General features: G+C 60.6%; 31 protein-coding genes. 14 read left to right on the forward strand and 17 right to left on the reverse strand.

Annotated features, from left to right (window positions below):
- Nucleotides 1-44: 44 nt before the first annotated feature.
- Together H8F25_RS13030 and H8F25_RS13035 are read right to left on the reverse strand one after the other, a co-directional pair.
- Nucleotides 45-1,028: a choloylglycine hydrolase family protein gene (locus H8F25_RS13030; protein WP_231596833.1), complete on the reverse strand. Its 984-nt coding sequence runs from the start codon at nucleotides 1,026-1,028 to the stop codon at nucleotides 45-47.
- Between the two features lie 321 nt (nucleotides 1,029-1,349).
- A complete protein-coding gene (locus H8F25_RS13035; RefSeq protein WP_231596834.1) occupies nucleotides 1,350-2,276 on the reverse strand; it encodes a histone deacetylase in 927 nt (308 codons plus the stop codon).
- 262 nt (nucleotides 2,277-2,538) lie between these two features.
- Here H8F25_RS13035 and H8F25_RS13040 point away from each other — a divergent pair, with 262 nt between their 5' ends.
- Nucleotides 2,539-2,892, forward strand: coding sequence for a nucleotidyltransferase domain-containing protein (locus H8F25_RS13040; protein WP_197210778.1), 354 nt, complete (start codon nucleotides 2,539-2,541; stop codon nucleotides 2,890-2,892).
- Complete coding sequence (locus H8F25_RS13045; RefSeq protein ID WP_197210779.1) at nucleotides 2,879-3,274, forward strand: HEPN domain-containing protein; 396 nt, start codon at nucleotides 2,879-2,881, stop codon at nucleotides 3,272-3,274. Before H8F25_RS13040 ends, H8F25_RS13045 begins: the two co-directional genes overlap by 14 nt.
- A gap of 105 nt (nucleotides 3,275-3,379) precedes the next feature.
- Here the strand turns inward: H8F25_RS13045 and H8F25_RS13050 are convergent, their stop codons facing one another.
- Nucleotides 3,380-3,601 carry a hypothetical protein gene (locus H8F25_RS13050; protein ID WP_197210780.1) on the reverse strand — a complete coding sequence of 74 codons (222 nt, stop codon included), beginning with the start codon at nucleotides 3,599-3,601 and terminating at the stop codon, nucleotides 3,380-3,382.
- Between the two features lie 83 nt (nucleotides 3,602-3,684).
- Here H8F25_RS13050 and H8F25_RS13055 point away from each other — a divergent pair, with 83 nt between their 5' ends.
- Nucleotides 3,685-4,290: a hypothetical protein gene (locus H8F25_RS13055; protein WP_197210781.1), complete on the forward strand. Its 606-nt coding sequence runs from the start codon at nucleotides 3,685-3,687 to the stop codon at nucleotides 4,288-4,290.
- Here the strand turns inward: H8F25_RS13055 and H8F25_RS13060 are convergent.
- The 4 genes from H8F25_RS13060 to H8F25_RS13075 all read right to left on the reverse strand — a co-directional run bounded on the left by H8F25_RS13060 (nucleotide 4,221) and on the right by H8F25_RS13075 (nucleotide 6,938).
- Nucleotides 4,221-4,610: a hypothetical protein gene (locus tag H8F25_RS13060; RefSeq protein ID WP_197210782.1), complete on the reverse strand. Its 390-nt coding sequence runs from the start codon at nucleotides 4,608-4,610 to the stop codon at nucleotides 4,221-4,223. The genes H8F25_RS13055 and H8F25_RS13060 overlap by 70 nt on opposite strands.
- A gap of 512 nt (nucleotides 4,611-5,122) precedes the next feature.
- Nucleotides 5,123-6,157 (reverse strand): IS5 family transposase, encoded by a 1,035-nt coding sequence (locus tag H8F25_RS13065; protein ID WP_197213855.1) that lies wholly within the window; start codon nucleotides 6,155-6,157, stop codon nucleotides 5,123-5,125.
- Nucleotides 6,158-6,318: 161 nt separating this feature from the next.
- Nucleotides 6,319-6,531 carry a DUF3955 domain-containing protein gene (locus H8F25_RS13070; protein ID WP_197210783.1) on the reverse strand — a complete coding sequence of 71 codons (213 nt, stop codon included), beginning with the start codon at nucleotides 6,529-6,531 and terminating at the stop codon, nucleotides 6,319-6,321.
- Nucleotides 6,528-6,938, reverse strand: coding sequence for a lysozyme inhibitor LprI family protein (locus H8F25_RS13075; protein WP_197210784.1), 411 nt, complete (start codon nucleotides 6,936-6,938; stop codon nucleotides 6,528-6,530). The genes H8F25_RS13070 and H8F25_RS13075 overlap by 4 nt, the downstream gene beginning before the upstream one ends.
- A gap of 85 nt (nucleotides 6,939-7,023) precedes the next feature.
- On the opposite strand from H8F25_RS13075, the gene H8F25_RS13080 reads away from it, so the two are divergent.
- Entirely contained in the window at nucleotides 7,024-7,374 is a 351-nt protein-coding gene (locus H8F25_RS13080) for a hypothetical protein (RefSeq protein ID WP_197210785.1), read from the forward strand.
- Between the two features lie 8 nt (nucleotides 7,375-7,382).
- Here H8F25_RS13080 and H8F25_RS13085 read toward each other — a convergent pair whose 3' ends face one another.
- The gene (locus tag H8F25_RS13085) at nucleotides 7,383-7,673 is read right to left on the reverse strand and encodes a hypothetical protein (RefSeq protein ID WP_197210786.1); all 291 of its coding nucleotides are present in this window, start codon (nucleotides 7,671-7,673) and stop codon (nucleotides 7,383-7,385) included.
- A gap of 66 nt (nucleotides 7,674-7,739) precedes the next feature.
- Between H8F25_RS13085 and H8F25_RS13090 the strand changes: the two genes are divergently transcribed.
- The 5 genes from H8F25_RS13090 (at nucleotide 7,740) to H8F25_RS13110 (ending at nucleotide 10,330) form a co-directional block, all read left to right on the forward strand.
- Nucleotides 7,740-8,339 (forward strand): hypothetical protein, encoded by a 600-nt coding sequence (locus tag H8F25_RS13090; protein WP_197210787.1) that lies wholly within the window; start codon nucleotides 7,740-7,742, stop codon nucleotides 8,337-8,339.
- 340 nt (nucleotides 8,340-8,679) lie between these two features.
- Nucleotides 8,680-8,829 (forward strand): DUF1651 domain-containing protein, encoded by a 150-nt coding sequence (locus tag H8F25_RS18205; protein ID WP_370525892.1) that lies wholly within the window; start codon nucleotides 8,680-8,682, stop codon nucleotides 8,827-8,829.
- Nucleotides 8,830-8,963: 134 nt separating this feature from the next.
- On the forward strand, nucleotides 8,964-9,284 hold the full coding sequence (locus tag H8F25_RS13100; protein WP_197210788.1) for a hypothetical protein: 321 nt from the start codon (nucleotides 8,964-8,966) through the stop codon (nucleotides 9,282-9,284).
- Nucleotides 9,285-9,582: 298 nt separating this feature from the next.
- Entirely contained in the window at nucleotides 9,583-9,837 is a 255-nt protein-coding gene (locus H8F25_RS13105; protein WP_231596836.1) for a lysozyme inhibitor LprI family protein, read from the forward strand.
- A 115-nt stretch (nucleotides 9,838-9,952) separates the two neighbouring features.
- Nucleotides 9,953-10,330 (forward strand): hypothetical protein, encoded by a 378-nt coding sequence (locus tag H8F25_RS13110; RefSeq protein ID WP_197210790.1) that lies wholly within the window; start codon nucleotides 9,953-9,955, stop codon nucleotides 10,328-10,330.
- A gap of 85 nt (nucleotides 10,331-10,415) precedes the next feature.
- On the opposite strand, the gene H8F25_RS13115 is transcribed toward H8F25_RS13110, so the two are convergent.
- Complete coding sequence (locus H8F25_RS13115; RefSeq protein ID WP_231596837.1) at nucleotides 10,416-10,583, reverse strand: hypothetical protein; 168 nt, start codon at nucleotides 10,581-10,583, stop codon at nucleotides 10,416-10,418.
- A 97-nt stretch (nucleotides 10,584-10,680) separates the two neighbouring features.
- Between H8F25_RS13115 and H8F25_RS13120 the strand changes: the two genes are divergently transcribed.
- Nucleotides 10,681-10,974: a hypothetical protein gene (locus H8F25_RS13120; RefSeq protein ID WP_197210792.1), complete on the forward strand. Its 294-nt coding sequence runs from the start codon at nucleotides 10,681-10,683 to the stop codon at nucleotides 10,972-10,974.
- A 192-nt stretch (nucleotides 10,975-11,166) separates the two neighbouring features.
- On the forward strand, nucleotides 11,167-11,817 hold the full coding sequence (locus H8F25_RS13125) for a hypothetical protein (protein WP_231596838.1): 651 nt from the start codon (nucleotides 11,167-11,169) through the stop codon (nucleotides 11,815-11,817).
- A gap of 63 nt (nucleotides 11,818-11,880) precedes the next feature.
- On the opposite strand, the gene H8F25_RS13130 is transcribed toward H8F25_RS13125, so the two are convergent.
- The 4 genes from H8F25_RS13130 to H8F25_RS13145 form a co-directional block, all read right to left on the reverse strand.
- Entirely contained in the window at nucleotides 11,881-12,126 is a 246-nt protein-coding gene (locus H8F25_RS13130) for a GlsB/YeaQ/YmgE family stress response membrane protein (RefSeq protein WP_197210794.1), read from the reverse strand.
- A 263-nt stretch (nucleotides 12,127-12,389) separates the two neighbouring features.
- On the reverse strand, nucleotides 12,390-13,388 hold the full coding sequence (locus H8F25_RS13135) for an IS5 family transposase (RefSeq protein WP_231596839.1): 999 nt from the start codon (nucleotides 13,386-13,388) through the stop codon (nucleotides 12,390-12,392).
- A gap of 213 nt (nucleotides 13,389-13,601) precedes the next feature.
- The gene (locus H8F25_RS13140) at nucleotides 13,602-13,814 is read right to left on the reverse strand and encodes a DUF3955 domain-containing protein (RefSeq protein ID WP_197210795.1); all 213 of its coding nucleotides are present in this window, start codon (nucleotides 13,812-13,814) and stop codon (nucleotides 13,602-13,604) included.
- Nucleotides 13,811-14,224, reverse strand: coding sequence for a lysozyme inhibitor LprI family protein (locus tag H8F25_RS13145; protein ID WP_197210796.1), 414 nt, complete (start codon nucleotides 14,222-14,224; stop codon nucleotides 13,811-13,813). Before H8F25_RS13145 ends, H8F25_RS13140 begins: the two co-directional genes overlap by 4 nt.
- Nucleotides 14,225-14,293: 69 nt before the next feature.
- On the opposite strand from H8F25_RS13145, the gene H8F25_RS13150 reads away from it, so the two are divergent.
- Entirely contained in the window at nucleotides 14,294-14,647 is a 354-nt protein-coding gene (locus H8F25_RS13150) for a hypothetical protein (RefSeq protein WP_197210797.1), read from the forward strand.
- 8 nt (nucleotides 14,648-14,655) lie between these two features.
- On the opposite strand, the gene H8F25_RS13155 is transcribed toward H8F25_RS13150, so the two are convergent.
- Both H8F25_RS13155 and H8F25_RS13160 read right to left on the reverse strand, forming a co-directional pair.
- Entirely contained in the window at nucleotides 14,656-14,946 is a 291-nt protein-coding gene (locus tag H8F25_RS13155) for a hypothetical protein (RefSeq protein ID WP_197210798.1), read from the reverse strand.
- Nucleotides 14,947-15,026: 80 nt separating this feature from the next.
- Complete coding sequence (locus H8F25_RS13160; protein WP_197210799.1) at nucleotides 15,027-16,571, reverse strand: hypothetical protein; 1,545 nt, start codon at nucleotides 16,569-16,571, stop codon at nucleotides 15,027-15,029.
- A 283-nt stretch (nucleotides 16,572-16,854) separates the two neighbouring features.
- On the opposite strand from H8F25_RS13160, the gene H8F25_RS13165 reads away from it, so the two are divergent.
- On the forward strand, nucleotides 16,855-17,454 hold the full coding sequence (locus tag H8F25_RS13165) for a hypothetical protein (RefSeq protein ID WP_197210787.1): 600 nt from the start codon (nucleotides 16,855-16,857) through the stop codon (nucleotides 17,452-17,454).
- 124 nt (nucleotides 17,455-17,578) lie between these two features.
- Here the strand turns inward: H8F25_RS13165 and H8F25_RS13170 are convergent, their stop codons facing one another.
- Both H8F25_RS13170 and H8F25_RS13175 read right to left on the reverse strand, forming a co-directional pair.
- Nucleotides 17,579-19,129, reverse strand: coding sequence for an IS5 family transposase (locus tag H8F25_RS13170; protein WP_197210800.1), 1,551 nt, complete (start codon nucleotides 19,127-19,129; stop codon nucleotides 17,579-17,581).
- A 577-nt stretch (nucleotides 19,130-19,706) separates the two neighbouring features.
- Nucleotides 19,707-21,257: an IS5 family transposase gene (locus H8F25_RS13175; RefSeq protein WP_197210801.1), complete on the reverse strand. Its 1,551-nt coding sequence runs from the start codon at nucleotides 21,255-21,257 to the stop codon at nucleotides 19,707-19,709.
- Between the two features lie 176 nt (nucleotides 21,258-21,433).
- On the opposite strand from H8F25_RS13175, the gene H8F25_RS13180 reads away from it, so the two are divergent.
- Nucleotides 21,434-22,417: an IS5 family transposase gene (locus H8F25_RS13180; protein WP_197210802.1), complete on the forward strand. Its 984-nt coding sequence runs from the start codon at nucleotides 21,434-21,436 to the stop codon at nucleotides 22,415-22,417.
- The last annotated feature ends 262 nt before the right edge of the window (nucleotides 22,418-22,679 follow it).

Below are 22,679 nucleotides of genomic sequence, written 5' to 3' on the forward strand. Positions count from 1 at the left end.
CCCATCAACCATCGCCGCCTTGAGCTCGCATTGAGTTGCCAGTATCAGGGCTGTAGAACGGTGATCTGCGGTTGCTGGTTGAGGGGCATCACTTTGATCTGGCCGCCATCGAGGGGGAGCCGATCAAAGTTGAGGCTGCGCAGGTCTGGATTGTGATAGGTCTGGACGTAATACACCTTGTTTTTTAGATCAGCGGCAACGCTCCATTCCGTGATCTCATAGGTGGTTGTCGCCCCGGCGCCGCCAAAGCTGCTCCCAGCAGGTTCCACAATGCTTCCGGGCGGCAGATCGAACTGACCCAGGATTCGGAAGGCGGTGCCGACCTGTTGTTGTGTGGTGAGATTGGTTGGCGCTGAGTTGCTAAACATCAACGCGCGAATGAAGCGTGAGGTGGAGAGGAAATCACCCGGCAAGCCAGCCATTCCACCACCAGTACTCACTGCAGGCAGCTTGAGGCCGTTGATGCTCATCTCGGCGGGCGGGGTTGCACTGAGATTGGCGTAATTGCCAGCCGTGGCCAGGTGATAGGCAAACGGTGGATTGTTGGTGAAAACCCCGGTGGGGTTGTCCGTCATGGTGAGTTCTCCCTTGATGTATTCCACCGAGAGACTTTTCCCTGTGCTGTCGTGCAGGGTCATGTGGATCGGCAGCGGGCCGCCGAATCCAGGAACGTTGGCTCCATTGACCAGAACTTTGGGAAGGCCTTGCTTCACTTCTTCAATGCTGGCAAAGTTGCTTAGGACATAGGTCAGCAACTGGGAGCTGTTGATCGATCGCTTGGTTTCACGGGCGGGGACTGTCTGGAACTGGGCATAGCCCGCGAAATACAGAAGCCCTCCTGCCAGGCCTTTCTCATTCATGCCATCGGGCAGAGCATCGTTGATGCCAATGGCATTCAGCCCCACCACGGCATAGCGCGCGGTCCAGGGCAGGCCATTGCCGATCTTGCCGTCGGGACCGTTGCCCCGCAGCTCCGTGCCCCGCTGAATGAGAACCGCATCACTGTTGAGGGGCTGCCCGAACTCCATGGTGCGTCCATAGACCCGGCCCCCGTCTGAGCCCTTGAGTACGAAGCTGGTGCAGGCTTCTGCTGCTGAACTACCTGCTGCAGCAAGGCTCAGAGCTACGAGGGCGGACAGGGCGCGTTGGGCTGGAGTCCTTGATGCCCCGCGCCGAGGGCATCGACCGGGTCGCGGCCGAGATCCTGCACGAGAACGGCGCCATGCAGCGTGTCTGCCAGAAGCTGGGCTTTCAGCTGCTCTCCACCCCGCGTAGGTGGTGGAGGCCTGGGTGGACCTGCCCGCCTGGGAGCCGCCAGTTGACGCAGGGAACGGAGCCGTGGAGCCGGCTTAACCGGCGAGCAGGGCGGCCACATGGGCGGCACAGCTCTCCCCCAGGGCCGCGAGGTTGTAGCCGCCCTCCAGCACCGACACCAGCCGGCCTCCGGCGTGTTCCCTGGCCACCGAGAGGCAGAGCTCGGTGAGCAGGCCGTAGTCGTCACGGTTGAGCGCGAAGCGCCCGAGCGGATCGTCGCGGTGCCCGTCGAACCCGGCGGAGACGAGCACCAGCTGAGGGCGGAAGCGCGCGGCAGCCGGCAGCAGGGCTCCGCTCAGGGCCTGGAGGACCGCCGCGCCATCGCTGCCTGCCGGCAGAGGGCAGTTCACGGTGAAGCCCTCGCCTGGGCCTTCACCCCGTTCATCGGCGGCGCCGCTGCCGGGGTAGTTGCCCCACTCATGCACGCTCACGTCAAGCACGCTGGGGTCGCGCCAGAAGATCGCCTGGGTGCCGTTGCCGTGGTGCACGTCCCAGTCCACGATCAGAACCCTTTCGATCCCGAGAGCTGCCTGGGCATGTCGGGCGGCCAGGGCGACGTTGTTGAACACGCAGAAGCCCATGCCGCGCTCTGCCTCGGCGTGGTGGCCGGGGGGCCGAAGGGCCGCGAAGGCATTGCGCACGCGGCCGTCCAGCACCGCCTCCACGGCGGCCAGGGCACCGCCGGCGGCCAGCCGTACCGCGTCCTCCGAGTGATCACCGATCGCGGTGTCGCCCGTGGAGAGTTCGGGCAGGCCGTAGGCCACGTCGTGGCGCACGCTGTTCAGGTAGGCCTGGCTGTGGCAGCGCAGCAGTTCCGGGTCGTTGATCGGCCGGGCCGAGATCCGCGTCAGCTGCGTCAGCAGGCCCCGCCGCTCAAGGGCGGCTTCGATGGCATCGAGGCGCTCGGGACATTCCGGATGGCCGCGGCCGGTGTCGTGCAGGCGGAAGCGGGGATCGAGCAAGAGGCCAGTGCCTGCGCCTGTGCTGGGCTGATTACACGGCATAGAGGTCTCAGAGCACAGGGGTCATCTCGTGGCAAGAGTCACAGATTCGCTGAGGGTTGACCGGCCCGCTGAAATTCGTTGCAGTGAAGCGGTTGCGCTGCTGCTGGGGCAGCTGCGGCTGGGGGTGAGTCGCCATCGTGACGACGGTGACCCTGCCCGGAGGACGATCGTCAGCGTCCTGGCTGAGGAGTCAGGCGAGCAGGCCGCCTACGCTGGCTCCATGGCCACGATCAGCTCGCCAAACTGCGTGGATCCCGCGGCGGTGGCAGAGGTGCTGGCCGGGGTGGAACCGGCGCCGTTGCGTCTGGTGCTGTTTGGCTCCAGGGCACGGGGCGACGCACGACCCGATTCCGACATCGATCTTCTGGTGGTGATGCCCCAGGCGCGGCTGACGCCCCAGGAGCGGCAGCTGGCGTTGCGGGCGCTGCGGGCGGCCTTGCGGCCGTTGGCGCTGCCGGTGGGAGTGGACCTTGTGGTGGTGGGCCAGGAAGATGCCCGGCAATTGGCCGGCTCCCGCTGGCATGTGGTGGCGCGTGCCCTGCGCGAGGGGAAGGAGCTGCATGGCGCCGGCTGAGGACGCGCTGCTGCTGCTGCGCCTGGTGGAACGGCACCTGGGCAGCCTGAGGGGAACCCTCGATGCGGAGGTCTTTGCCGATGAGGACTGGGGTTTTCTGGCCCAGCAGACCCTGGAGAAACTGCTCAAAGCCCTGCTGGTGCTGAAGGCCCAGGAGCCGCCGCGCAGTCATTCGTTGCAGCGGCTGGTGCAGCAGCTGGAATGCTGTGGTGAACCGATCAAGCTGGCGCCGGAGCTGCTGGAGTTGGACGACTTCGCGGTGCTCGCCCGCTATGACGCGGATCCGACTCCCTTGCCGGCCGATCGCCAGCGACTGCTGGCGCTTCTGGAGGCACTCCACCAGGAGCTGTGCCTGCGGGTCGGCGGAAGCCTGCAGGCCTGAACCGAGGCCCGGAGCAAGGCTTGAGGCCTTGAACTCGGATGTGTGAGGCGGTGGCGCTGCTGATGGAACAGCTGCGGCCGGGGTGAGCTGTCCTGGGAGATGCCTTCAACCGGTGCCCAGCCGTTCAACGCCCTCAGAGGCTGCGAAGCGTCTGTCAAAGCTGAGCACTGGCAAGGCACCCGTGCTGGTGGCGCGAGCCAGGATCAACTGATCGGCGAGATCACCGCCCTGGCGGAATTGTTCCAGCACATCAATCACGGCGTCGATGTCATCCACAACCACGTTGGTGTCAAGCGTCGTCAGCACGGCCAGCGGCAGCAGTTGCATGGCGGGAGAATGGTCATCCCGCGCTGATCACGCATGCCATCGCGTTCCGGCTCCGGATTGCTCTCCTTGTCCTGCTTCCTCTCGTGCTGAGGTCGCTCGGTTGGCTGGCGCTGGCCCTCGCCGCCGCCGCACCCGTTGCTGCCCAGACCGTGGTGGAGATGCATGGCCTCTGCATCGGTTCACCCCTGCCCCTCTCCGCCCCGCAGACGGTCGGGCTGGATGCCCTGCTGGTGGCGCATCCGCCTGAGGCCAAGCCGGTTGAGGAGCGCTTCTCGCTCACGGCCGTGCGCTTTCCGCCCGAGGCCACCGACAGCAAGGCAGGCATGACGCCCGCCGAACTGCGCGCGTACGTCACGGTGGCATTCCTCGGCGGGCGGCGCATCGACGGACCACCCCTGCGCCGGCGCCTGCTGGGCACGTGGGTGGAGGGGGAGTCCTTCATGGCCTCGATGCCGGTGCCCTCCCATGGGGAGGTGTTCGCCCTGCGCCGCCGGACCGGCGACTCGGTGGTGCTGGGATTCAAGGTTCGCGACGACTGGCGCGAGCCGGGCTCGAATCTGATCGAGGCCATCAGCGCCAGCCTGCAGGAAGCAGAGGGCAGCTGCCCGCAGGCGGGGCTTCAGGTTCCAGAACAGCGCACCCGGCTCATGGCTCCCTCCATTCCCACGGTCTCCCGTGCCAGCCGCTGATCGGTGCCGTCCAGCTTCAGGCGGAGTGGATGCAGCCAGGTGCTGCCCTCACCGGAGAGTTCCAGGATCACCGCGATCTCCTCGCGGCCCTGGGCCACCACCGCGAGGACGGGTCCGCTGCTCTCATAGAAGCTGATCCGCTGGGCCTCGATCCGCAGCCACGACTCATCCGCGGGCCCGCGCCGGCAATGCCTCGCCTCCTTCATCCACAGACCCTGGAACGCCGAGGGAACCTGGGACAACCGCTCGGCCGCGGTTGCCGCGGGGGCAGCACCGAAGAGGGCGGCGAGAACGAGGGCGGAACCGATGTTCGGAGCCATCAGCTGCTGTCTGCGGGTCTCTCCATGCTCCTGCGTCCAGGAACAGCTTGATCACCTGCCGTGAGACGCGCTGGCCCGCGATGACGTGGGTCCGACTCCGTTGCCGGCCGATCGCCAGCGACGGCTGCAGCTTCTGGAGGCACGGCACCAGGAGCTGCGCCTGCGGGTTGGCTGAAGCTTGCTTGAGGCGGAGTCAGAGCACGAGCCTCAGATCATGGGGATGATCTATGCAGAAACTGCATCGCTACGACTCAGGGCCAGCGTCGTTGTGGTGTTATCTGGGTCCAGTGAAAAGCGGAGAGAACTGGACTCCTTCCTGAAGAGCTACTGTCTCGCAATGAGCTTATGCTCTTAAGCATCGTCGCTTCGGCTGCTTATGGGCACCTCGAATAATCAGCAATTTGTAGGGTCGCTGCGGGCATGAAAAAGCCGCAGAAGTGGCGGCAGAGCAGGAGAATCTTATCTCGACCATTGACGAGATCGCCTGAACTATGGGATCTTCTTCTGGAGATTCATGCAACAGCTACTACATGGGAAGAGCGTTGGAGATAACGGAGGAAGTTGAAGGTCAGGTTCTTGAGGCCCCACCAAGCATCATTCCTTTCTAGCCCAATCTTTCGCGTGAGCTTTCCACCCATGGACATGGTCATGCAGCCAAAGACATGCTCCACACAAGCTCTGATTGACGACTTGACACGATTCAGTTCCTTGGCTGCGTCGCTAAGCGGATGATTGCGAGCGCCTTTTTCGTGGATCATGCTTTCAAAGCCACCTAGACTCAGAAGATCCTCAAAGCATTCACCTGAATACGCTGAGTCAGCCCAGACATAGTCATGTTCGTTTTCAGGATCCAGCAGGCGTGGAAGCATCTGGCTGTCGTGAATATTGGCAGGAGTGACAGCATATCGACGGATGAATCCATGGTCAACATCGATGCAGATGCTGTTCTTGTAACCGTAGTAACTGATGCCGTTCTTTTTTGTCCAGCGAGCATCTAAATCCTTTTGCTGCAAGCGATCTGGGTTTTCATCCCAGCCCTCAGGTAGCCTCCCGGCTTTGATCTCTTTGTTCTCCTCGCGGGTATTGCGTTGCTTGGGAACCGGGACAAGAGTCGCATCGATGATTTGACCACCACGAGCTTGGAGACCCTGGGAGCGGAGGTATCCCTCAAACATCTCGAAGAGTTCCTCGATCACTCCCGCCTTGCGAAGTCGCTCCCTGAAGAAGGCGACTGTAGTGGCATCTGGAATGCTGTTCATCACACCAAGCCCGACAAACTCCTCAAAGGAGCGTCTGTCATTCACCTGGAATTCAAGCTCTTCATCGCTCAGGTTGAAAAGCTGCTGGAGAACGAGCATCTTGAAAAGGATCAGCGGATCAATCCTCTTACGCCCTGCATTACTCTTGCGCTCGTGCTCATAGCCCTTGTCAAGCAGTGGGCGGAATGATTCCCATGGGATTGAATCAGCCAGGCTCTTGGGAACCGGCTTTTTGTCCTGGAGCTTTGTGACTCTTTGCTGCTCGTCCCAGAAGCCTCTCTGACCCACTGTTGGCATGAAAATTGCTTAACCAATCATAAACGAGATCATGCCGCAATCAAGTGCCTTGTTGATTTTTCGAGGTGCCCTTATGCAGACCGGATCCGCTCTGGCGATTTCTTCGCGAGGATCCGTCCACTTAGCGTTCGGAAGTGCCTTGGTACTCTGAATCACCGGCCTCTTGCTGGCTTCCTCCACAGCAGGCCAGCGATCCCAGCCCCAACGCCACCTAAGCCTAGAAAATAACCGATAGGGATCAGAGGAAAGGCCTCCCGCAGGATGCCATCTGCATCCACATGTACGCCGATCAGCCGATAGGCGACCCAGCAGGCCATTGAACCAGCGAGCAGCAACAGCGATAGGCGAATGAGCGTGCGTTTCATGGCTGCAGCTGCTCCAGCAGGGTCTGGGTGAGCGCCAGCTCACAGCGCGTCGTGCCGTAGCCCGTCCCCTGGAAGCTCACCGACTTGGCGTAGGCGCACACCTTGCGGCGTTCGGCTCGGAATGCACGCGCCTGTTCGTTTGGGTCGGCACTCGTCTTGTAGAAGCCGGTGAGGTTGTCGCGCCAGAGCGTCTGGAAGGTTTCGCTCGGCACTTGCCTGGCCTCGCTGGCCACCCGCACCAGGGCCTTCTCCAGCTCCCGATCCTTGGCTTGGAGGGCTCCCATCACGCAGCGGGTTTCGGCCACGGTGCTTTCTGAAGGGGTGCAGACCTCCGCTGCTTGTGCCGGCAGCGGCAGCAGCAGCGGCACCAGGGAGGCGGCCAGCAGCAGGTGGAGACAGGTGCGCATCGTGGGCCTTTTCTCCAGACGGATTTGCCCCCAGACAGATTGTCATGCTGGGAGCTGGTGTTCCGAGTCGCCGCGCCTCTTCCCCATGACCAGCCTGTTCTCCCGGCTCCCACTGGTGCTCACGGCCATCGCCGGCTGCCTTGTCACCCACCCGGCTGCCGCATGGGCAGCCCCGGCAGGCAGCAACCTCGCGGTGCTGCTTCAGGCAGCGGGCGGCCAGCCCCTGGGCCTCTACGACGGTGTGCGCTTCGTGCGCATCAACGCCTCCGACGGCACCCGCATCACCGTCACGATCAACTGCGAGCAGGAGCTCTGGCGGGTGGCCCGCATTGAGCCCAGAACCGGCCGAGCGGACTTCCGCGACGATCGCTTCCAGAGTGCTGCCGGCATCGGCCGCAGCCGCTGGTGCACCACCCCCGTGCGCACGATGGAGTGAGTCTGGGCTCACTCCTCCAGCAGCTGCACCTGGTACACGGCCACATTGCTGTGGGCCAGCGAGCGCACTATGTCGGGCACCATCTGCATCGGGGTGCAGAGCGTCAGCGAGCGGCGCCTGCCGGCGGCCATCTCCGCCAGGTGCTGGGGATCGATGCTGGTGGAGCGCTGCTGCGCTGCAGCCTCAAACACCTCCACCGTTGGGCTCTTCCCGGAACCCAGCACAAACAGCACCCGCCGGGGCGTCTCGCTGTAGTCGCGGCTGAGGGCCTCCAGGGCAGGGATGTCCGGGTGTGTCATGGCCTGTTGGTGGCGGGGGATTGCTACACCCACCTGGATAATCGATTGGCTTTCCTTTGCTCACGCATGCTCCACCGCCGCTTCCTCGCCATCGCTGCTGTCAGCGCGAGTGTCATCGCCGGGGCCTCCCTGGTGCGTCCTGCCACGGCCGCCCAGACGCTGGACTGCTGGATGAACGACAGCAAGCAGACCTGTCAGGTGAAGCCCTGGGGCAACGGGGGATTTGAGATCAGCTTCAGCGGCAGTGCCATCTATCGCTTCGTGCCGGCCGGACCCCCCACCACCGACAACCGCCGCATGCGTGATGAACAGGGCCGCATCTGGCTGATGAGCGGCCACCACAGCTTCACGCTCAGCGAGCAGAACGGCGATGGCAACCGAATTGCCGTCTCCAACGTCAAGAGTCGACCCGCAGCGGCCGTGGACCACCAGGCCCACAGCAAGGTGAAACTCAGCGGCCATGGTCAGCCCACGGTGACCCTCTACGCCAAGCCCAACTACGGCGCCGCGATCGCGGGGATGGGGGTGTCGGGGGAAACGCTCGACAAGCTGGCGTGCACCTCTAACAGCCAGGGCACCTGGTGCCGGGTGGGCTACCCCGGCCAGAGCGGCCGGGTGCTGTGGGTGAACCGGGATTCGCTGATCTTCCTGGGGGACGGGGAGTAAGTCATCGCCCCTGCATTTGCTTGCCCTGGCCGGGTTCTCTGCCCTGGCCTTTGCAGCTGCCCATGCGATCGGGATGGAGAAGCGCATCACCCAGCACTACGGCCGCTCCCGGCCGTCCCGTCCAAAAGCCCCGTTTCGTGCCTGCTGAGCGGGCCCATGCGCTGCCGGGCCTTTCTGGGCTGCTGAACGCTGCTGCTCAGCGGTGGGAGCTGTGGCCGCTGGTCACGAAGCCGGCCCGGTAGAGCTCACTGGTGCCGCCGCCAGGGCATAGGCGCCCCCCATTGCCCCGCGCTTCCACCGTGGCTCTGCATCACGCTGCGAGGCTGCTGTCTTCATCGATCTGGGAGAGCCGATCCCTGGTCAGTCAGCTCTTCTAAAGCCGCGAGTGGGGCTTCCCCGTAAGCAGGCGATCGAGCAGTGGCAGAAGCTCCTCGATGCGGGCTGGTTCAGCATTGGGGTCCAGTTCACAGGGCTCATGGATTGGGACTGAGCGGCCAGAATCGTGCCGATCGGCCGCAGCAGCGCCTACAAATAGGTTTCGAATGATGCAGTGAACCTGATTCAGCCGACGCTGGAGGTCTGGGACGACTGCCTGAACTGCTCAAACAACAAGCACGGCAACCAATGATCCGCACCACAATCACCGCTCTGGCCATCGCCACCAGCGCTATCGCCACCCCTGCCCTGGCCGACTCCGCCAAGGCGTATTGCGAGATGGTTCGCACCAACGGCGAAATGCTCAAAGGAAGCTGTACCTGGTCCCAGATGCAGGGAAACGTTTACATCGATCATTTCAACCATTACGCGTTTGCCTTCCCTGCCGCCGAGGAGGGCAAGACCTACGAACGCACCAACCGTGAAGGTGCTGGCCCCTCCTTCAAGCGCCCCGGCTACGTGATCAACGTGTACTGGGAGAAGCCGGTCCGCGAGCCTGGGGGAATCTGATGCCGGCTCACTCCACAGGGAACCTGAACAGCGGCTGCGGGCCTGGCCGTTCATGGGTCGCCAGGATTGAATTCCCTAAGCGGTCCGGGGGGGGATGGTCGTCAATAACACTTCGGTCACAACGGGTGCTCGGCGACATCCTCGACAACCCCCTCCCTGGTTCTTGCAGTGGATGAAGGCAGTTTCGTTCGTAGCCAGCACTGTGCTGGGTGCGCTCCCTGCAGGAGCGATCCCGCCACCACCCGACTCATTCGATGGAGAAACGATCCACTGCCACCCCGCAGGCAGCGCCGCCACCGTGCTGATCTGCAGGGACGCCGAACTCACCGCCCTCGACGGCGAGCTGCGCGCCGCCTTCCGCCGCCTGCAGAACGATGCCTCCTTCACGGAAGCCCAGCGCGAGGCTCTGGTGGAAAACCAGCGGCGCTGGGTGGAGAGCATGGATCAGTGCTGGAGAGCCCAGGAGAGGATGCGGGACTGCGTCAAGCGCAGCCAGAAGCGGCGGCTCCAGCACCTGCAGACCTGGGAAGCAGTATCCCCAGTGAAGCCCTGAAGCCACAGCGCGTGCCCACATGGACCTGCCTTTGTCCCCATGTCTGTCGGGGAATCTGGCCCATGCTGTTGATCCTCTCGGCCTGGTCGTTCCTGGGGGTATTTCGATCGTGACCATGGCCGATCACCCCACGCGGAGCGTGTGCACGCTTGCCGCACTCACGAGCCTGATCCTTGTGATCACGGGTGTCCCCGGCGTCCGGATGGGCGATCTGCCGTTCCTGGTCTTCCTGCTTGCCCCCTACCTTCTGCTGGGACTGCTGGCCTGGCGGGACCGTGAGCGCCGGCGCCTCTCAGCAGTGCTGTTTGTTGCCGTGCTGGTGCTTTCCCTGGCAGGCACAATCCTGCTTGGACTGGACAGCTACCGCTTTCACACGGTGCCCGAGCACCGAATGGTGCAGCGGATGACCGTGATCGTCGTGCCCATGCTGCAATCGGCCGCCGCGATCGTGATCGGCCTGATGCTCCAGGCGAACCGGTCACGGCGGGGCTGAGGTGAGTGGGGGCCTTCCGCTCAGAACTGGGCGGAATACACCGGCTTGAGTTGCCACATCGCCTCGCCGGGCACCAGTTTGTAGGTCACCTGGCGGGTGCCACCGGTGGGCTTGGCGTTGCTGTCGCCGCTCCTAGGGAGAACTCCGGTGCGTCGCTCACCAGGCCAGCACCCACTGTGAGCCGCCCGGCCTGGCGCAGTGCCATGACCAGCCGGGCCTCCAAGGCACCGTTCATCAGCTCGTTCCTGGTCAAGGATGGGCAGCTGCATCAGTGCCTTCTCGCTTATGGCGGCATTCTGTTCTGGGTAAGGAAACTCTCACGCTCCTGTGGGAGCCCTCGGTCGTGAACGGTGGCCCTCCTCGCTGAAGTCCTGGTCGGACAACCCGGCCACATTCTGATTGTGGCTCTGGTCCTGCTGGCTGGCTGGTCCCTGCTGCGCTTCTCCGGGGCCATCAGCAGGCGATCGGCCCGGCCCCTGCTGTGGGCCTCCCTGGCCTGGGGGATGTATGCCGCCTGGGAGGCTCTGTTGCAGCTACGCACGCCTGAGGCCAACATCCGGGTGGATCTGCTGCTGATCTGGCCGCTGCTGGGCGCGCTCACGCTGTACGGGTTGATCAGGTGCGCGATCGCTGTCAGACGGTGAGCGGGGGGGCATGGGAATGGCCAAGCCCGGAATGGTGTGTTAAGACACGTTTCTGGGTCGCCCAGCGAGGCGATCCGATCCGAGTTCCGATTCCCTACTTCCCTGATGATCCGCAGCCTTCGTCAAACCTCCGCAGCCCTCGGCGCGGGCCTTCTTCTGGCGGGGCTTTCCGCCCCCTTCGCCCCAGCGGCCATGGCCGAAGTGCTGGTCAGGGCCCAGGGCCGTTGCAAGCTGATGAGCGGTGGCTACGAAGCCTTCAATGGACACTGCACCTTCAAGCACAAAAAGGCAGGCAACACCGATGCCTATGTCGTCAAGCTCGATGACGGAACGGATTTCAACTTCTCGGGCCCAGGCGTGCAGGCCCTGAGCGTGCAGACCTACGCCGGTGTCCGCAACGTGAAGCACAAGGCTCAGGCGGATCATGAGGTCTTCAGCTGGAACGATGGCGAAGCCCGCAGGCTCTCGGTGCGTCTCGACCAAGTCCAGAATCCCGATGTCCGCTTCGATGATGCACCCCAGAAGGCTGACGCCGGCTCCCTGTTGGGCGCGGCGGTGGGTGCCCTGATCGGCGGCCTGATCACAGGCAAGCCGGTCACCACCACGGAGCCTGCCCGTGAAGGTGCTCCGGTGTCCGATCTGCAATCGCTGGTGGGCGCCAGGGGGGGGCAGGCCGAAGGAACCCTGACATCGAAGGGCTACACCTACCGCGGTGGCACCAAGCTGGCCGACAGTTCCTTCACCTACTGGGAGCAGCCCTCCACGAACAACTGCGTGACGATTCGCACCACCGACGGCCGTTATCAGTCGATCACCTACACCAAGCGGAGCGACTGCAACTGAGCCATCAGCATGCTCAACCCCTGGGGCCATCCAGCCCCAGGTTTTTTTATGGGGCCTCGCCCTTCAGGCGCGCCTGATCACCCGCAGCACCACCAGAAGGATCACGGCGCCGAGCGTGGCCACCACGATGCTCCCCAGCACACCCCCTCCGACGGCACCACTCAGACCGCTGAAGAGCAGGCCACCGATCAGGGCCCCGATGATGCCGACAACCAGGTCACCGATCAGGCCGAAGCCACCGCCTTTGACCAGGACGCCAGCGAGCCAACCGGCAATGACCCCCACCAGCAGAAACCAGAGAACGTTCATGAGCTCTCATCCTTGTTCTTAAAGATCAACAAAAACGTAGACGCGAGAGCAAGCCAAGAGCCATGCAGGCTTAAGGAAGCTCTGATCAAGACCGGGAATTGAGCGCAAGCGTGTCTCATTCTCGCCAATGAGACACAAGTGGGGTATTTTGTCCTTGGCTACTCGCCAGGTGCTCCAATCCAGGGCCTGACTGGCTTATTTCTCGTGAGTTCCCCGATCATTTTTGACTGCTCACCCTCAAGATGGCACACTTATTCTGTCATTTACGCTGTAGAAGGACAACGTTCGCGCACCATCCAGAGATTGGCGAGGGCAAACAGCATCGTCAGCTTGAGGTTGTTCTTGCGGATGCCTCGGTAGAAGACCTTCCGAAATCCAAACTGGCACTTGATGATCCGAAATGGATGCTCCACCTTTGCCCTGACATGTGCTTTCGCCGCCTCCATCAGATCCAGCAGTCTTCCCTCTGGGGTGTCCGGTAGAACTCGGCGCTGTCCGGGCTTCATGGCGATGCGCATCTCTGCTTCGCAGTCCTTGAACGCCTCACGCTTTTCGATGCCGATGTGGCCAGAGTCGCCGTAGATCACGCGTTCCTCGCCATGGACGCGATCGGGTGCCGTGTTCAGCTCATGGACGTTGGCAGCCGTGCTCACCACGGAATGGACCAGACCCGAGGCTGCATCCACACCGATGTGGCACCGCATCCCAAAGAACCACTGGTTGCCTTTGGCCACCGAGTGCATTTCAGGATCCCGCTCGCCCGTCTTGTTCTTGGTTGAACTGGGAGCGTTGATGATTGTGGCATCGAGGATCGTACCCTCCTTAAGCATCACGCCCTTCTCCCGCAGGCTCTGGTTCACCGTCTCCAGGATCTGCTCTGCTATCCGATTCTCTTCCAGGAGGTGGCGGAAGTTCAGGATCGTCGTCTCGTCAGGGATCCGGTCCTCAACCATGTCGATCCCAGCAAAGCGGCGGAAGCAGGGGGTATCGATCAGCATCTCCTCCATCAAGGGATCGGAAAGCGTGAACCACTGCTGCAGCAGGTGGATGCGCAGCATCACCTCCAGCGGAAACGGTGGGCGCCCGCCCTTGGCAGAAGGCCTGTGGTACACAGGCGAAATCAAGGCCAGGAAAGGATCCCAGGGCACTGTGGCTTCCATCTCATCGAGGAAGCGCTGCCGGCGCGTTTTCTTCTTGGCGTAGGTCTGCTCGTAGTCCGTGAAACCCAACTGGAGGGGGCCGCCATCCGCTGCCAGTCTCATTATTGGAACTGTACTGATTCTATCGGATTTTTCAGGGGTTCCTTAAGTTCCTTACAGACTTGTTGCAAGTCCTGGGCATTCGCCAGATCAGAAAGAATGGGGGCACTCCGAACAAGCCCCTGGAGTGGTCAGGCCGCCGCAGCTCTCTGCTGCTCCAGTCACCGCTTGCCTGCCACTCAGGGGCAGCGTTCGGAAGTGGCTCGGTACTGATCCTTACCGGCGCTTGGCTGGCTTCCTCCACAACAGGCCGGCGATTCCGGTCCCAATACCGGCTCCGCCCAGGAGATAGCCGATTGGAATCAGGGCGAAAGCCTCCCTGAGCGTGCCATCGGCCTCTACCCGCGCCCCGATCAGTCGGTAGGCCACGGCGCAGACCACCGCGCCGGTGAGTAGCAGCAGCGCGAGGCGGATGAGCGGGCGTTTCATGGCCGCAGCTGCTCAAGCAGGGTCTGGGTGAGCGCCAGCTCACAGCGCGTCGTGAAGATGCCGTAGCCCGTCCCCTGGAAGCTCACCGACTTGGCGTAGGCGCACACCTTGCGGCGTTCGGCTCGGAAAGCACGCGCCTGCTCGTTTGGGTCGGCACTCGTCTTGTAGAAGCCGGTGAGGTTGTCGCGCCAGAGCGTCTGGAAGGTTTCGCTCGGCACTTGCCTGGCCTCGCTGGCCACCCGCACCAGGGCCTTCTCCAGCTCCCGATCCTTGGCTTGGAGGGCTTCCATCACGCAGCGGGTTTCGGCCACGGTGCTTTCTGATGGGGTGCAGACCTCCGCTGCTGGTGCCGGCAGTGACAGCAGCGGCCCCAACAGAATTCCAAGCAGCAGGGGAAGACACGGGCGCATGGCTGGCACATCCGGGAGGAGATTGATCATGCTTGCTCCTGCTCTTCCGAGTCGCCGCCTCTCCTCGCCATGACCAGATTGCTCTCCCGCCGTCTCCCCCTGCTGCTCACGGCCATCGCCGGCTGCCTTGTCAGCCACCCGGCTGCCGCATGGGCAGCCCCAGCAGGCAGCAACCTCTCGGTGCTGCTTCAGGCAGCGGGCGGCCAGCCCCTGGGCCTCTACGACGGTGTGCGCTTCGTGCGCATCAACGCCTCCGACGGCACCCGCATCACCGTCACGATCAACTGCGAGCAGGAGCTCTGGCGGGTGGCCCGCATTGAGCCCAGAACCGGCCGAGCGGACTTCCGCGACGATCGCTTCCAGAGTGCTGCCGGCATCGGCCGCAGCCGCTGGTGCACCACCCCCGTGCGCACGATGGAGTGAGTCTGGGCTCACTCCTCCAGCAGCTGCACCTGGTACACGGCCACATTGCTGTGGGCAAGCGAGCGCAGGATCTCAGGCACCATCTGCATCGGGGTGCAGAGCGTCAGCGAGCGGCGCCTGCCGGCGGCCATCTCCGCCAGGTGCTGGGGATCGATGCTGGTGGAGCGCTGCTGCGCTGCAGCCTCAAACACCTCCACCGCTGGGCTCGTCCCGGAACCCAGCACAAACAGCACCCGCCGGGGCGTCTCGCTGTAGTCGCGGCTGAGGGCCTCCAGGGCTGGGATGTCCGGGTGTGTCATGGCCTGATGTCGGTTGGGCCTTGAGCATGAAAATGGGACAGACCTAGCAACCCCTGATCCCCTGCCAGGTGGAACGACGCTCAGCAGCTTGCCGAGCGCACGGCTTTGCGCAGACGCCTCGACCAGCGGAAGGCTGCCGCCACGCCCAGGGACGGCAGCGGGCCGGGCACTTCCTGGGTCGACTGGACGGCGCCGATGTCGCGGCGACCAAAAGCGGTACGTGGATTGCCATACACGTCTGTGGTAATAACGCTTCCATCGATGGGATTGATAAGCTGATTCGCGCCCTCGGCATCGGCGATTGCACTGCGCAGGGGACTCCCCGGCAGAAGAGCGGCGCCATCGGGAAGATCGGCATAGAAGAGCCCACCAGCAGTGAGCTCGTAGGGAATCGAGCCCGTGAGCAGAGATGGCTGATTAAAGAGAAGCTTAAGATCCGCAGCGTCGGCATTTGGGGTGGGCTGCACATAGCTGTGAGCATCGGCCACCAGATCACCAGTGGGGTTCATATCAAACACCTCGGAGTAAGAATCAATGATCCCAGTAAGATCAGAATTGATTGTTGAAACCACACTTTGAAAAAGATTGATCGATCCTGCGTCGAATGCCTGAAGGGGAACGCCATTACAAGCATAATCGTCAGGGTTGCTTGAGCAAGTTGGGACATCGAGGGCAAGCAGGGCGTTCGCTTGCACCGTGGAAGCGATCAGGTTGGCCACTCCGCTGGAAAAGGCTTGGATGCGGGCAACTGCGCTGGGCGCAAAGTCTGGCACAAAAAGACTGTTGACGATATTCATAACAGCTCCCGATCCGGAAATCGAAAGCCCACCCGCACTCCCAGTAAAAATAGAGGAAACAATGTTTGCCGCACCGCCAATCCAGTTGACTCCACCAATGCTGCTCGACGTTCCCTTGATGATACTTTGCGTCATGTTAAGTGTGGCATTTCCGCCTGCAATGGCACCGACCCAGGCAAATTCTGCACCACCGATAAGATTCTCAAGCGGATTAATTCTATCCAGTACAACTTTATGAAGATTCAGCGTAGCACCGGTCCTGGCCTCGAAGACAGGCCTGCCGGCAAACCCATAAGGAACTGTATTCTTGGCGGCACTATTGATGACCGTCACCACAGAATCAGTGCCTGCGCTCAGGAAGCCATTAAGCCCATCAATGTTTAGATCTTTGACTCCAACGGAAACAGAAGGCCCAATCTCGGCGAAAGAAAAGGCTGGAGTCACCAATACGTCACCAGAAGTAGGCGTATAGGATGACAAAGTAAATTTATTATACTCAATCCCATTTGTACCAATAAATAATGGGTTACCAAGCAGGGTCACACCATTGCCGTTAATCTGCACAGACTCCGTGATCCTGCTGAGGAAGGAAGAAATAACCGGCGTGGCATTATCCACATAAATGGAGGAACCGGTTCTGAGCTGCAACTGGATGATGTCTGCTCCAGGGGTGGTATTGGACTGTTCAATCGCCCAGGCCAAGCTGTTCAGGGTGGTTGGATCACCCCACATCGATTCCGTAACCGTGAATACGGCCGCAGAGGCGGGAAGGCAGAAGCTTGCTGGAAGGCTGCCGACCAGAAGGCATTGCCTGAAAAACTTGTTCACTTCGTCTTGATCCAGCCAGAAGGATCGCAGAAGCTAACACATCACATCACATCACATCATGGCAAGCATCGTTTGTCACAGGTCGCATGAAACAACGCAAGCAATTTGTGCTGTGGTAGTGGCAGCAACGGTTTTCTTCCATCCGGCATGGCCGGGTTTGTCTTGACCTGATACCTGTTGGGGCGATTATGCAAGGGTGCGGACCTCGATCGGCAGCATGGGGAGGAGCAGGAAGTAGTCGGCCCGTCAGCCTGGATAATCGAGAGGCTTTTCCCTCACCCTCATGCTCCACCGCCGCTTCCTCGCCATCGCTGCTGTCAGCGCGAGTGTCATCGCCGGGGCCTCCCTGGTGCGTCCTGCCACGGCCGCCCAGACGCTGGACTGCTGGATGAACGACAGCAAGCAGACCTGTCAGGTGAAGCCCTGGGGCAACGGGGGATTTGAGATCAGCTTCAGCGGCAGTGCCATCTATCGCTTCGTGCCGGCCGGACCCCCCACCACCGACAACCGCCGCATGCGTGATGAACAGGGCCGCATCTGGCTGATGAGCGGCCACCACAGCTTCACGCTCAGCGAGCAGAACGGCGATGGCAACCGAATTGCCGTCTCCAACGTCAAGAGTCGACCCGCAGCGGCCGTGGACCACCAGGCCCACAGCAAGGTGAAACTCAGCGGCCATGGTCAGCCCACGGTGACCCTCTACGCCAAGCCCAACTACGGCGCCGCGATCGCGGGGATGGGGGTGTCGGGGGAAACGCTCGACAAGCTGGCGTGCACCTCTAACAGCCAGGGCACCTGGTGCCGGGTGGGCTACCCCGGCCAGAGCGGCCGGGTGCTGTGGGTGAACCGGGATTCGCTGATCTTCCTGGGGGATGGGGAGTAGGCCGTCGCGCCTGCGCCTACTTTGGGACTCCTGAAAAAGATTCTCGGCCCATCGGCGCCGAATTCGTCCGTTTGCTTCGCGTTAATCAGGCCGGCAAGCGCCGTGACATCAAGTGGGCCAGATCTCAAAAGTCTGGCTTGCAGATGACCGCAGGAGCTCTGATCGCTGACCAGGCCATAAGAAAGCTGTAGATCCACCCAAAAAGAAGGGCAAAAAAGAGGCGCAGCAGCCTCAAGACCTTTTCCGCGCACATCACGACAAAGGCCATTGAGATGGAGGATTCGGCACCAGCTGGTAGACGAACCATGATCAGATCCAGGGAATACTTGCGCTTTCCATATCCAAAGACGCCTTCCACTTCATTGCGTCGAGCTTGATCAGATCGGAGCTGCTGCTTGTGTGCAGTGGTGACATCAGGATCCTTGGGCGGGCGGCCCAATCGCTTGCCGGAGAGGCGAATACCGTTCCTCATGCAGAAATGCCTATTCTTGGCCGTGATATAAATCCGGTCGGCGCAGATGCGCTCTGGGTAAGATCCTGTATCCAGCTTGTATTTTTCCGCCTGAGCGATCAGGTCTTCTCCTTCGTTGTAGGGGTTCCAGCTGATGCGGTGCAAGAACGGAAAGCCGTTTTGAACCGAAACACTGATTTTGGCACCAAACTCCACCGCAGCACGTGCTTTGCCTCGCACCATTGGGCGGATATGGGTCTGCACAAGATTCACCAGGCGGTCTGGAATGCTGTTGGTCTGAGAGGCGAGCAGAAGGCCCTGCTGCCGCTCCAACTCGCTGCAGGCCAACAACTTCTGCCACCAATGCCTCTTGAGCTCAGAAAGCCTTGCCCCACAGCCGATCAGAGCATCAATGGCTTTGAGATTCTGCCGCACATATCCAAGCTGATGTTTAATGGCAGCCTTCACTTTTCGGCGGCGTGGCCGTTTTTGCTTCGCCACTCTCAGGAAATGAGCACGAGCAAGGCCACGGTCGTAGCGAGGTCGATGTCTCCTGAATCCCGATGACTGACTGCACAGATCATCAATGACTCGCTCGGTCGTTGTGCGAGCCTCGCTGAGGAGCCTGAGGTCTCTGGGATAGGTAATGTCGGCAGGAGTGCAACTAGCATCAATCGTGAGAGTGCCCCAATTCTTTCCTTCTGGCCAGTCAGCAGGCTTGATCAACGCATCAAGTTCCAGCTGAGCGCCTCCTCCTCTGGAATCAGGATCATCATGGTCGTCATCGTCTGCTACCTGAGCAAGTGCTTCCAGAAGGATCTCTTTGCCGCGCTGCACCACCAGCTCATTGATACGGCGCAGATCCTCGTCAGAAAAGCGTTTGCGAAAATGCACCATCATCGAGGCATCAAACGGTGCCTTGGCTGTGTAACCCGCAAAGCCGAGAAAGAACTGCATATAGGCGTTCTCTCTGATCTGATGGACAGTCTCTTCGTCGGTTAACCCCAACTTCTGTTTGATGTAGAGAGCACCAAAGGCCATCCGCACTGATTTGGCTGGAGCGCCAATTGTGGCGTTGAATTGAGGGGCATAGGCTTGTTCCAGCTCATCCCATGGCATCAGCCCCTCCAGTTGAACCCAGCGATTCTCGGGATCAAGTGTGCCGCCAAATGGCAGGTGGAACTCCTTGATTGAGATCTGACCGTTATTGTGCCTCCGGTACATCTGGAGTGATCAGGAGTAAAGGCAATCACGGATTGCCTGGTTCACGGCCATTTTAGCGGCTTCTCATGCTTGAGACCAGCCGCGGCGCAATGGATCTGGATTTTTCAGGAGTCCCTACTTTTCCCTGATTGGGTTCAACGCCATCCCGAAATCCGCCGCCAATTCAGGCCAGCTGGCGGAAATTCTCTAGCACCTCCGCCCAGGAACCGCTGTCCCCCAGATGAAAGGCCAGCTCCGCTGCTCCGCAACTGGTCTCAAGGGCAGGAAGAGGCTCACATGCTGGTCAGCCAGGCTAAGCGGTTGCCTCTACTCCAAATCCCGGAAGGATGGATCGGAGGTGATGGAATGGCCAGATCTCAACCATGGAGTTCTCTCTGTGTTCTGGTGGTGTCTTCTGGTGACACTCTTGATCCGGACAATCGCTTAGTCCAAGCGGAAGAAGTATATGCACAGCAATTCAACGCCACCATTAAGGAGGGACTCCTGAAAAAGATTCTCGGCCCATCGGCGCCGAATTCGTCCGTTTGCTTCGCGTTAATCAGGCCGGCAAGCGCCGTGACATCAAGTGGGCCAGATCTCAAAAGTCTGGCTTGCAGATGACCGCAGGAGCTCTGATCGCTGACCAGGCCATAAGAAAGCTGTAGATCCACCCAAAAAGAAGGGCAAAAAAGAGGCGCAGCAGCCTCAAGACCTTTTCCGCGCACATCACGACAAAGGCCATCGAGATGGAGGATTCGGCACCAGCTGGTAGACGAACCATGATCAGATCCAGGGAATACTTGCGCTTTCCATATCCAAAGACGCCTTCCACTTCATTGCGTCGAGCTTGATCAGATCGGAGCTGCTGCTTGTGTGCAGTGGTGACATCAGGATCCTTGGGCGGGCGGCCCAATCGCTTGCCGGAGAGGCGAATACCGTTCCTCATGCAGAAATGCCTATTCTTGGCCGTGATATAAATCCGGTCGGCGCAGATGCGCTCTGGGTAAGATCCTGTATCCAGCTTGTATTTTTCCGCCTGAGCGATCAGGTCTTCTCCTTCGTTGTAGGGGTTCCAGCTGATGCGGTGCAAGAACGGAAAGCCGTTTTGAACCGAAACACTGATTTTGGCACCAAACTCCACCGCAGCACGTGCTTTGCCTCGCACCATTGGGCGGATATGGGTCTGCACAAGATTCACCAGGCGGTCTGGAATGCTGTTGGTCTGAGAGGCGAGCAGAAGGCCCTGCTGCCGCTCCAACTCGCTGCAGGCCAACAACTTCTGCCACCAATGCCTCTTGAGCTCAGAAAGCGTTGCCCCACAGCCGATCAGAGCATCAATGGCTTTGAGATTCTGCCGCACATATCCAAGCTGATGTTTAATGGCAGCCTTCACTTTTCGGCGGCGTGGCCGTTTTTGCTTCGCCACTCTCAGGAAATGAGCACGAGCAAGGCCACGGTCGTAGCGAGGTCGATGTCTCCTGAATCCCGATGACTGACTGCACAGATCATCAATGACTCGCTCGGTCGTTGTGCGAGCCTCGCTGAGGAGCCTGAGGTCTCTGGGATAGGTAATGTCGGCAGGAGTGCAACTAGCATCAATCGTGAGAGTGCCCCAATTCTTTCCTTCTGGCCAGTCAGCAGGCTTGATCAACGCATCAAGTTCCAGCTGAGCGCCTCCTCCTCTGGAATCAGGATCATCATGGTCGTCATCGTCTGCTACCTGAGCAAGTGCTTCCAGAAGGATCTCTTTGCCGCGCTGCACCACCAGCTCATTGATACGGCGCAGATCCTCGTCAGAAAAGCGTTTGCGAAAATGCACCATCATCGAGGCATCAAACGGTGCCTTGGCTGTGTAACCCGCAAAGCCGAGAAAGAACTGCATATAGGCGTTCTCTCTGATCTGATGGACAGTCTCTTCGTCGGTTAACCCCAACTTCTGTTTGATGTAGAGAGCACCAAAGGCCATCCGCACTGATTTGGCTGGAGCGCCAATTGTGGCGTTGAATTGAGGGGCATAGGCTTGTTCCAGCTCATCCCATGGCATCAGCCCCTCCAGTTGAACCCAGCGATTCTCGGGATCAAGTGTGCCGCCAAATGGCAGGTGGAACTCCTTGATTGAGATCTGACCGTTATTGTGCCTCCGGTACATCTGGAGTGATCAGGAGTAAAGGCAATCACGGATTGCCTGGTTCACGGCCATTTTAGCGGCTTCTCATGCTTGAGACCAGCCGCGGCGCAATGGATCTGGATTTTTCAGGAGTCCCTAAGGAACCCCTGAAAAACCCGATAGAATCAGTACAGTTCCAATAATGAGACTGGCAGCGGATGGCGGCCCCCCTCCAGTTGGGTTTCACGGACTACGAGCAGACCTACGCCAAGAAGAAAACGCGCCGGCAGCGCTTCCTCGATGAGATGGAAGCCACAGTGCCCTGGGATCCTTTCCTGGCCTTGATTTCGCCTGTGTACCACAGGCCTTCTGCCAAGGGCGGGCGCCCACCGTTTCCGCTGGAGGTGATGCTGCGCATCCACCTGCTGCAGCAGTGGTTCACGCTTTCCGATCCCTTGATGGAGGAGATGCTGATCGATACCCCCTGCTTCCGCCGCTTTGCTGGGATCGACATGGTTGAGGACCGGATCCCTGACGAGACGACGATCCTGAACTTCCGCCACCTCCTGGAAGAGAATCGGATAGCAGTGCAGATCCTGGAGACGGTGAACCAGAGCCTGCGGGAGAAGGGCGTGATGCTTAAGGAGGGTACGATCCTCGATGCCACAATCATCAACGCTCCCAGTTCAACCAAGAACAAGACGGGCGAGCGGGATCCTGAAATGCACTCGGTGGCCAAAGGCAACCAGTGGTTCTTTGGGATGCGGTGCCACATCGGTGTGGATGCAGCCTCGGGTCTGGTCCATTCCGTGGTGAGCACGGCTGCCAACGTCCATGAGCTGAACACGGCACCCGATCGCGTCCATGGCGAGGAACGCGTGATCTACGGCGACTCTGGCCACATCGGCATCGAAAAGCGTGAGGCGTTCAAGGACTGCGAAGCAGAGATGCGCATCGCCATGAAGCCCGGACAGCGCCGAGTTCTACCGGACACCCCAGAGGGAAGACTGCTGGATCTGATGGAGGCGGCGAAAGCACATGTCAGGGCAAAGGTGGAGCATCCATTTCGGATCATCAAGTGCCAGTTTGGATTTCGGAAGGTCTTCTACCGAGGCATCCGCAAGAACAACCTCAAGCTGACGATGCTGTTTGCCCTCGCCAATCTCTGGATGGTGCGCGAACGTTGTCCTTCTACAGCGTAAATGACAGAATAAGTGTGCCATCTTGAGGGTGAGCAGCCAAAAATGATCGGGGAACTCACGAGAAATAAGCCAGTCAGGCCCTGGATTGGAGCACCTGGCGAGTAGCCAAGGACAAAATACCCCACTTGTGTCTCATTGACGAGAATGAGACACGCTTGCGCTCAATTCCCGGTCTTGATCAGAGCTTCCTTAAGTCTCCAGTCAGGTCTGTCGGACTGCCTTTTGTTTTGCACTCTGTTTGTCCAGTAGAGATGATGTCTCA

Source organism: Synechococcus sp. CBW1004, from assembly GCF_015840715.1.
GTDB lineage: Bacteria > Cyanobacteriota > Cyanobacteriia > PCC-6307 > Cyanobiaceae > Cyanobium.

Excerpts from the sequence above, each read along its gene's own strand:
- H8F25_RS13030 (WP_231596833.1), bottom strand. The coding sequence starts at position 1,028 with ATGGAGTTCGGGCAGCCCCTCAACAGTGATGCGGTTCTCATTCAGCGG.
- H8F25_RS13040 (WP_197210778.1), top strand. The coding sequence starts at position 2,539 with ATGGCCACGATCAGCTCGCCAAACTGCGTGGATCCCGCGGCGGTGGCA.
- H8F25_RS13045 (WP_197210779.1), top strand. The coding sequence starts at position 2,879 with ATGGCGCCGGCTGAGGACGCGCTGCTGCTGCTGCGCCTGGTGGAACGG.
- H8F25_RS13050 (WP_197210780.1), bottom strand. The coding sequence starts at position 3,601 with ATGCAACTGCTGCCGCTGGCCGTGCTGACGACGCTTGACACCAACGTG.
- H8F25_RS13060 (WP_197210782.1), bottom strand. The coding sequence starts at position 4,610 with ATGGCTCCGAACATCGGTTCCGCCCTCGTTCTCGCCGCCCTCTTCGGT.
- H8F25_RS13070 (WP_197210783.1), bottom strand. The coding sequence starts at position 6,531 with ATGAAACGCACGCTCATTCGCCTATCGCTGTTGCTGCTCGCTGGTTCA.
- H8F25_RS13075 (WP_197210784.1), bottom strand. The coding sequence starts at position 6,938 with ATGCGCACCTGTCTCCACCTGCTGCTGGCCGCCTCCCTGGTGCCGCTG.
- H8F25_RS13080 (WP_197210785.1), top strand. The coding sequence starts at position 7,024 with ATGACCAGCCTGTTCTCCCGGCTCCCACTGGTGCTCACGGCCATCGCC.
- H8F25_RS13085 (WP_197210786.1), bottom strand. The coding sequence starts at position 7,673 with ATGACACACCCGGACATCCCTGCCCTGGAGGCCCTCAGCCGCGACTAC.
- H8F25_RS13090 (WP_197210787.1), top strand. The coding sequence starts at position 7,740 with ATGCTCCACCGCCGCTTCCTCGCCATCGCTGCTGTCAGCGCGAGTGTC.
- H8F25_RS13100 (WP_197210788.1), top strand. The coding sequence starts at position 8,964 with ATGATCCGCACCACAATCACCGCTCTGGCCATCGCCACCAGCGCTATC.
- H8F25_RS13110 (WP_197210790.1), top strand. The coding sequence starts at position 9,953 with ATGGCCGATCACCCCACGCGGAGCGTGTGCACGCTTGCCGCACTCACG.
- H8F25_RS13125 (WP_231596838.1), top strand. The coding sequence starts at position 11,167 with ATGGCCGAAGTGCTGGTCAGGGCCCAGGGCCGTTGCAAGCTGATGAGC.
- H8F25_RS13130 (WP_197210794.1), bottom strand. The coding sequence starts at position 12,126 with ATGAACGTTCTCTGGTTTCTGCTGGTGGGGGTCATTGCCGGTTGGCTC.
- H8F25_RS13135 (WP_231596839.1), bottom strand. The coding sequence starts at position 13,388 with ATGAGACTGGCAGCGGATGGCGGCCCCCTCCAGTTGGGTTTCACGGAC.
- H8F25_RS13140 (WP_197210795.1), bottom strand. The coding sequence starts at position 13,814 with ATGAAACGCCCGCTCATCCGCCTCGCGCTGCTGCTACTCACCGGCGCG.
- H8F25_RS13145 (WP_197210796.1), bottom strand. The coding sequence starts at position 14,224 with ATGCGCCCGTGTCTTCCCCTGCTGCTTGGAATTCTGTTGGGGCCGCTG.
- H8F25_RS13150 (WP_197210797.1), top strand. The coding sequence starts at position 14,294 with ATGACCAGATTGCTCTCCCGCCGTCTCCCCCTGCTGCTCACGGCCATC.
- H8F25_RS13155 (WP_197210798.1), bottom strand. The coding sequence starts at position 14,946 with ATGACACACCCGGACATCCCAGCCCTGGAGGCCCTCAGCCGCGACTAC.
- H8F25_RS13165 (WP_197210787.1), top strand. The coding sequence starts at position 16,855 with ATGCTCCACCGCCGCTTCCTCGCCATCGCTGCTGTCAGCGCGAGTGTC.
- H8F25_RS13170 (WP_197210800.1), bottom strand. The coding sequence starts at position 19,129 with ATGTACCGGAGGCACAATAACGGTCAGATCTCAATCAAGGAGTTCCAC.
- H8F25_RS13175 (WP_197210801.1), bottom strand. The coding sequence starts at position 21,257 with ATGTACCGGAGGCACAATAACGGTCAGATCTCAATCAAGGAGTTCCAC.
- H8F25_RS13180 (WP_197210802.1), top strand. The coding sequence starts at position 21,434 with ATGGCGGCCCCCCTCCAGTTGGGTTTCACGGACTACGAGCAGACCTAC.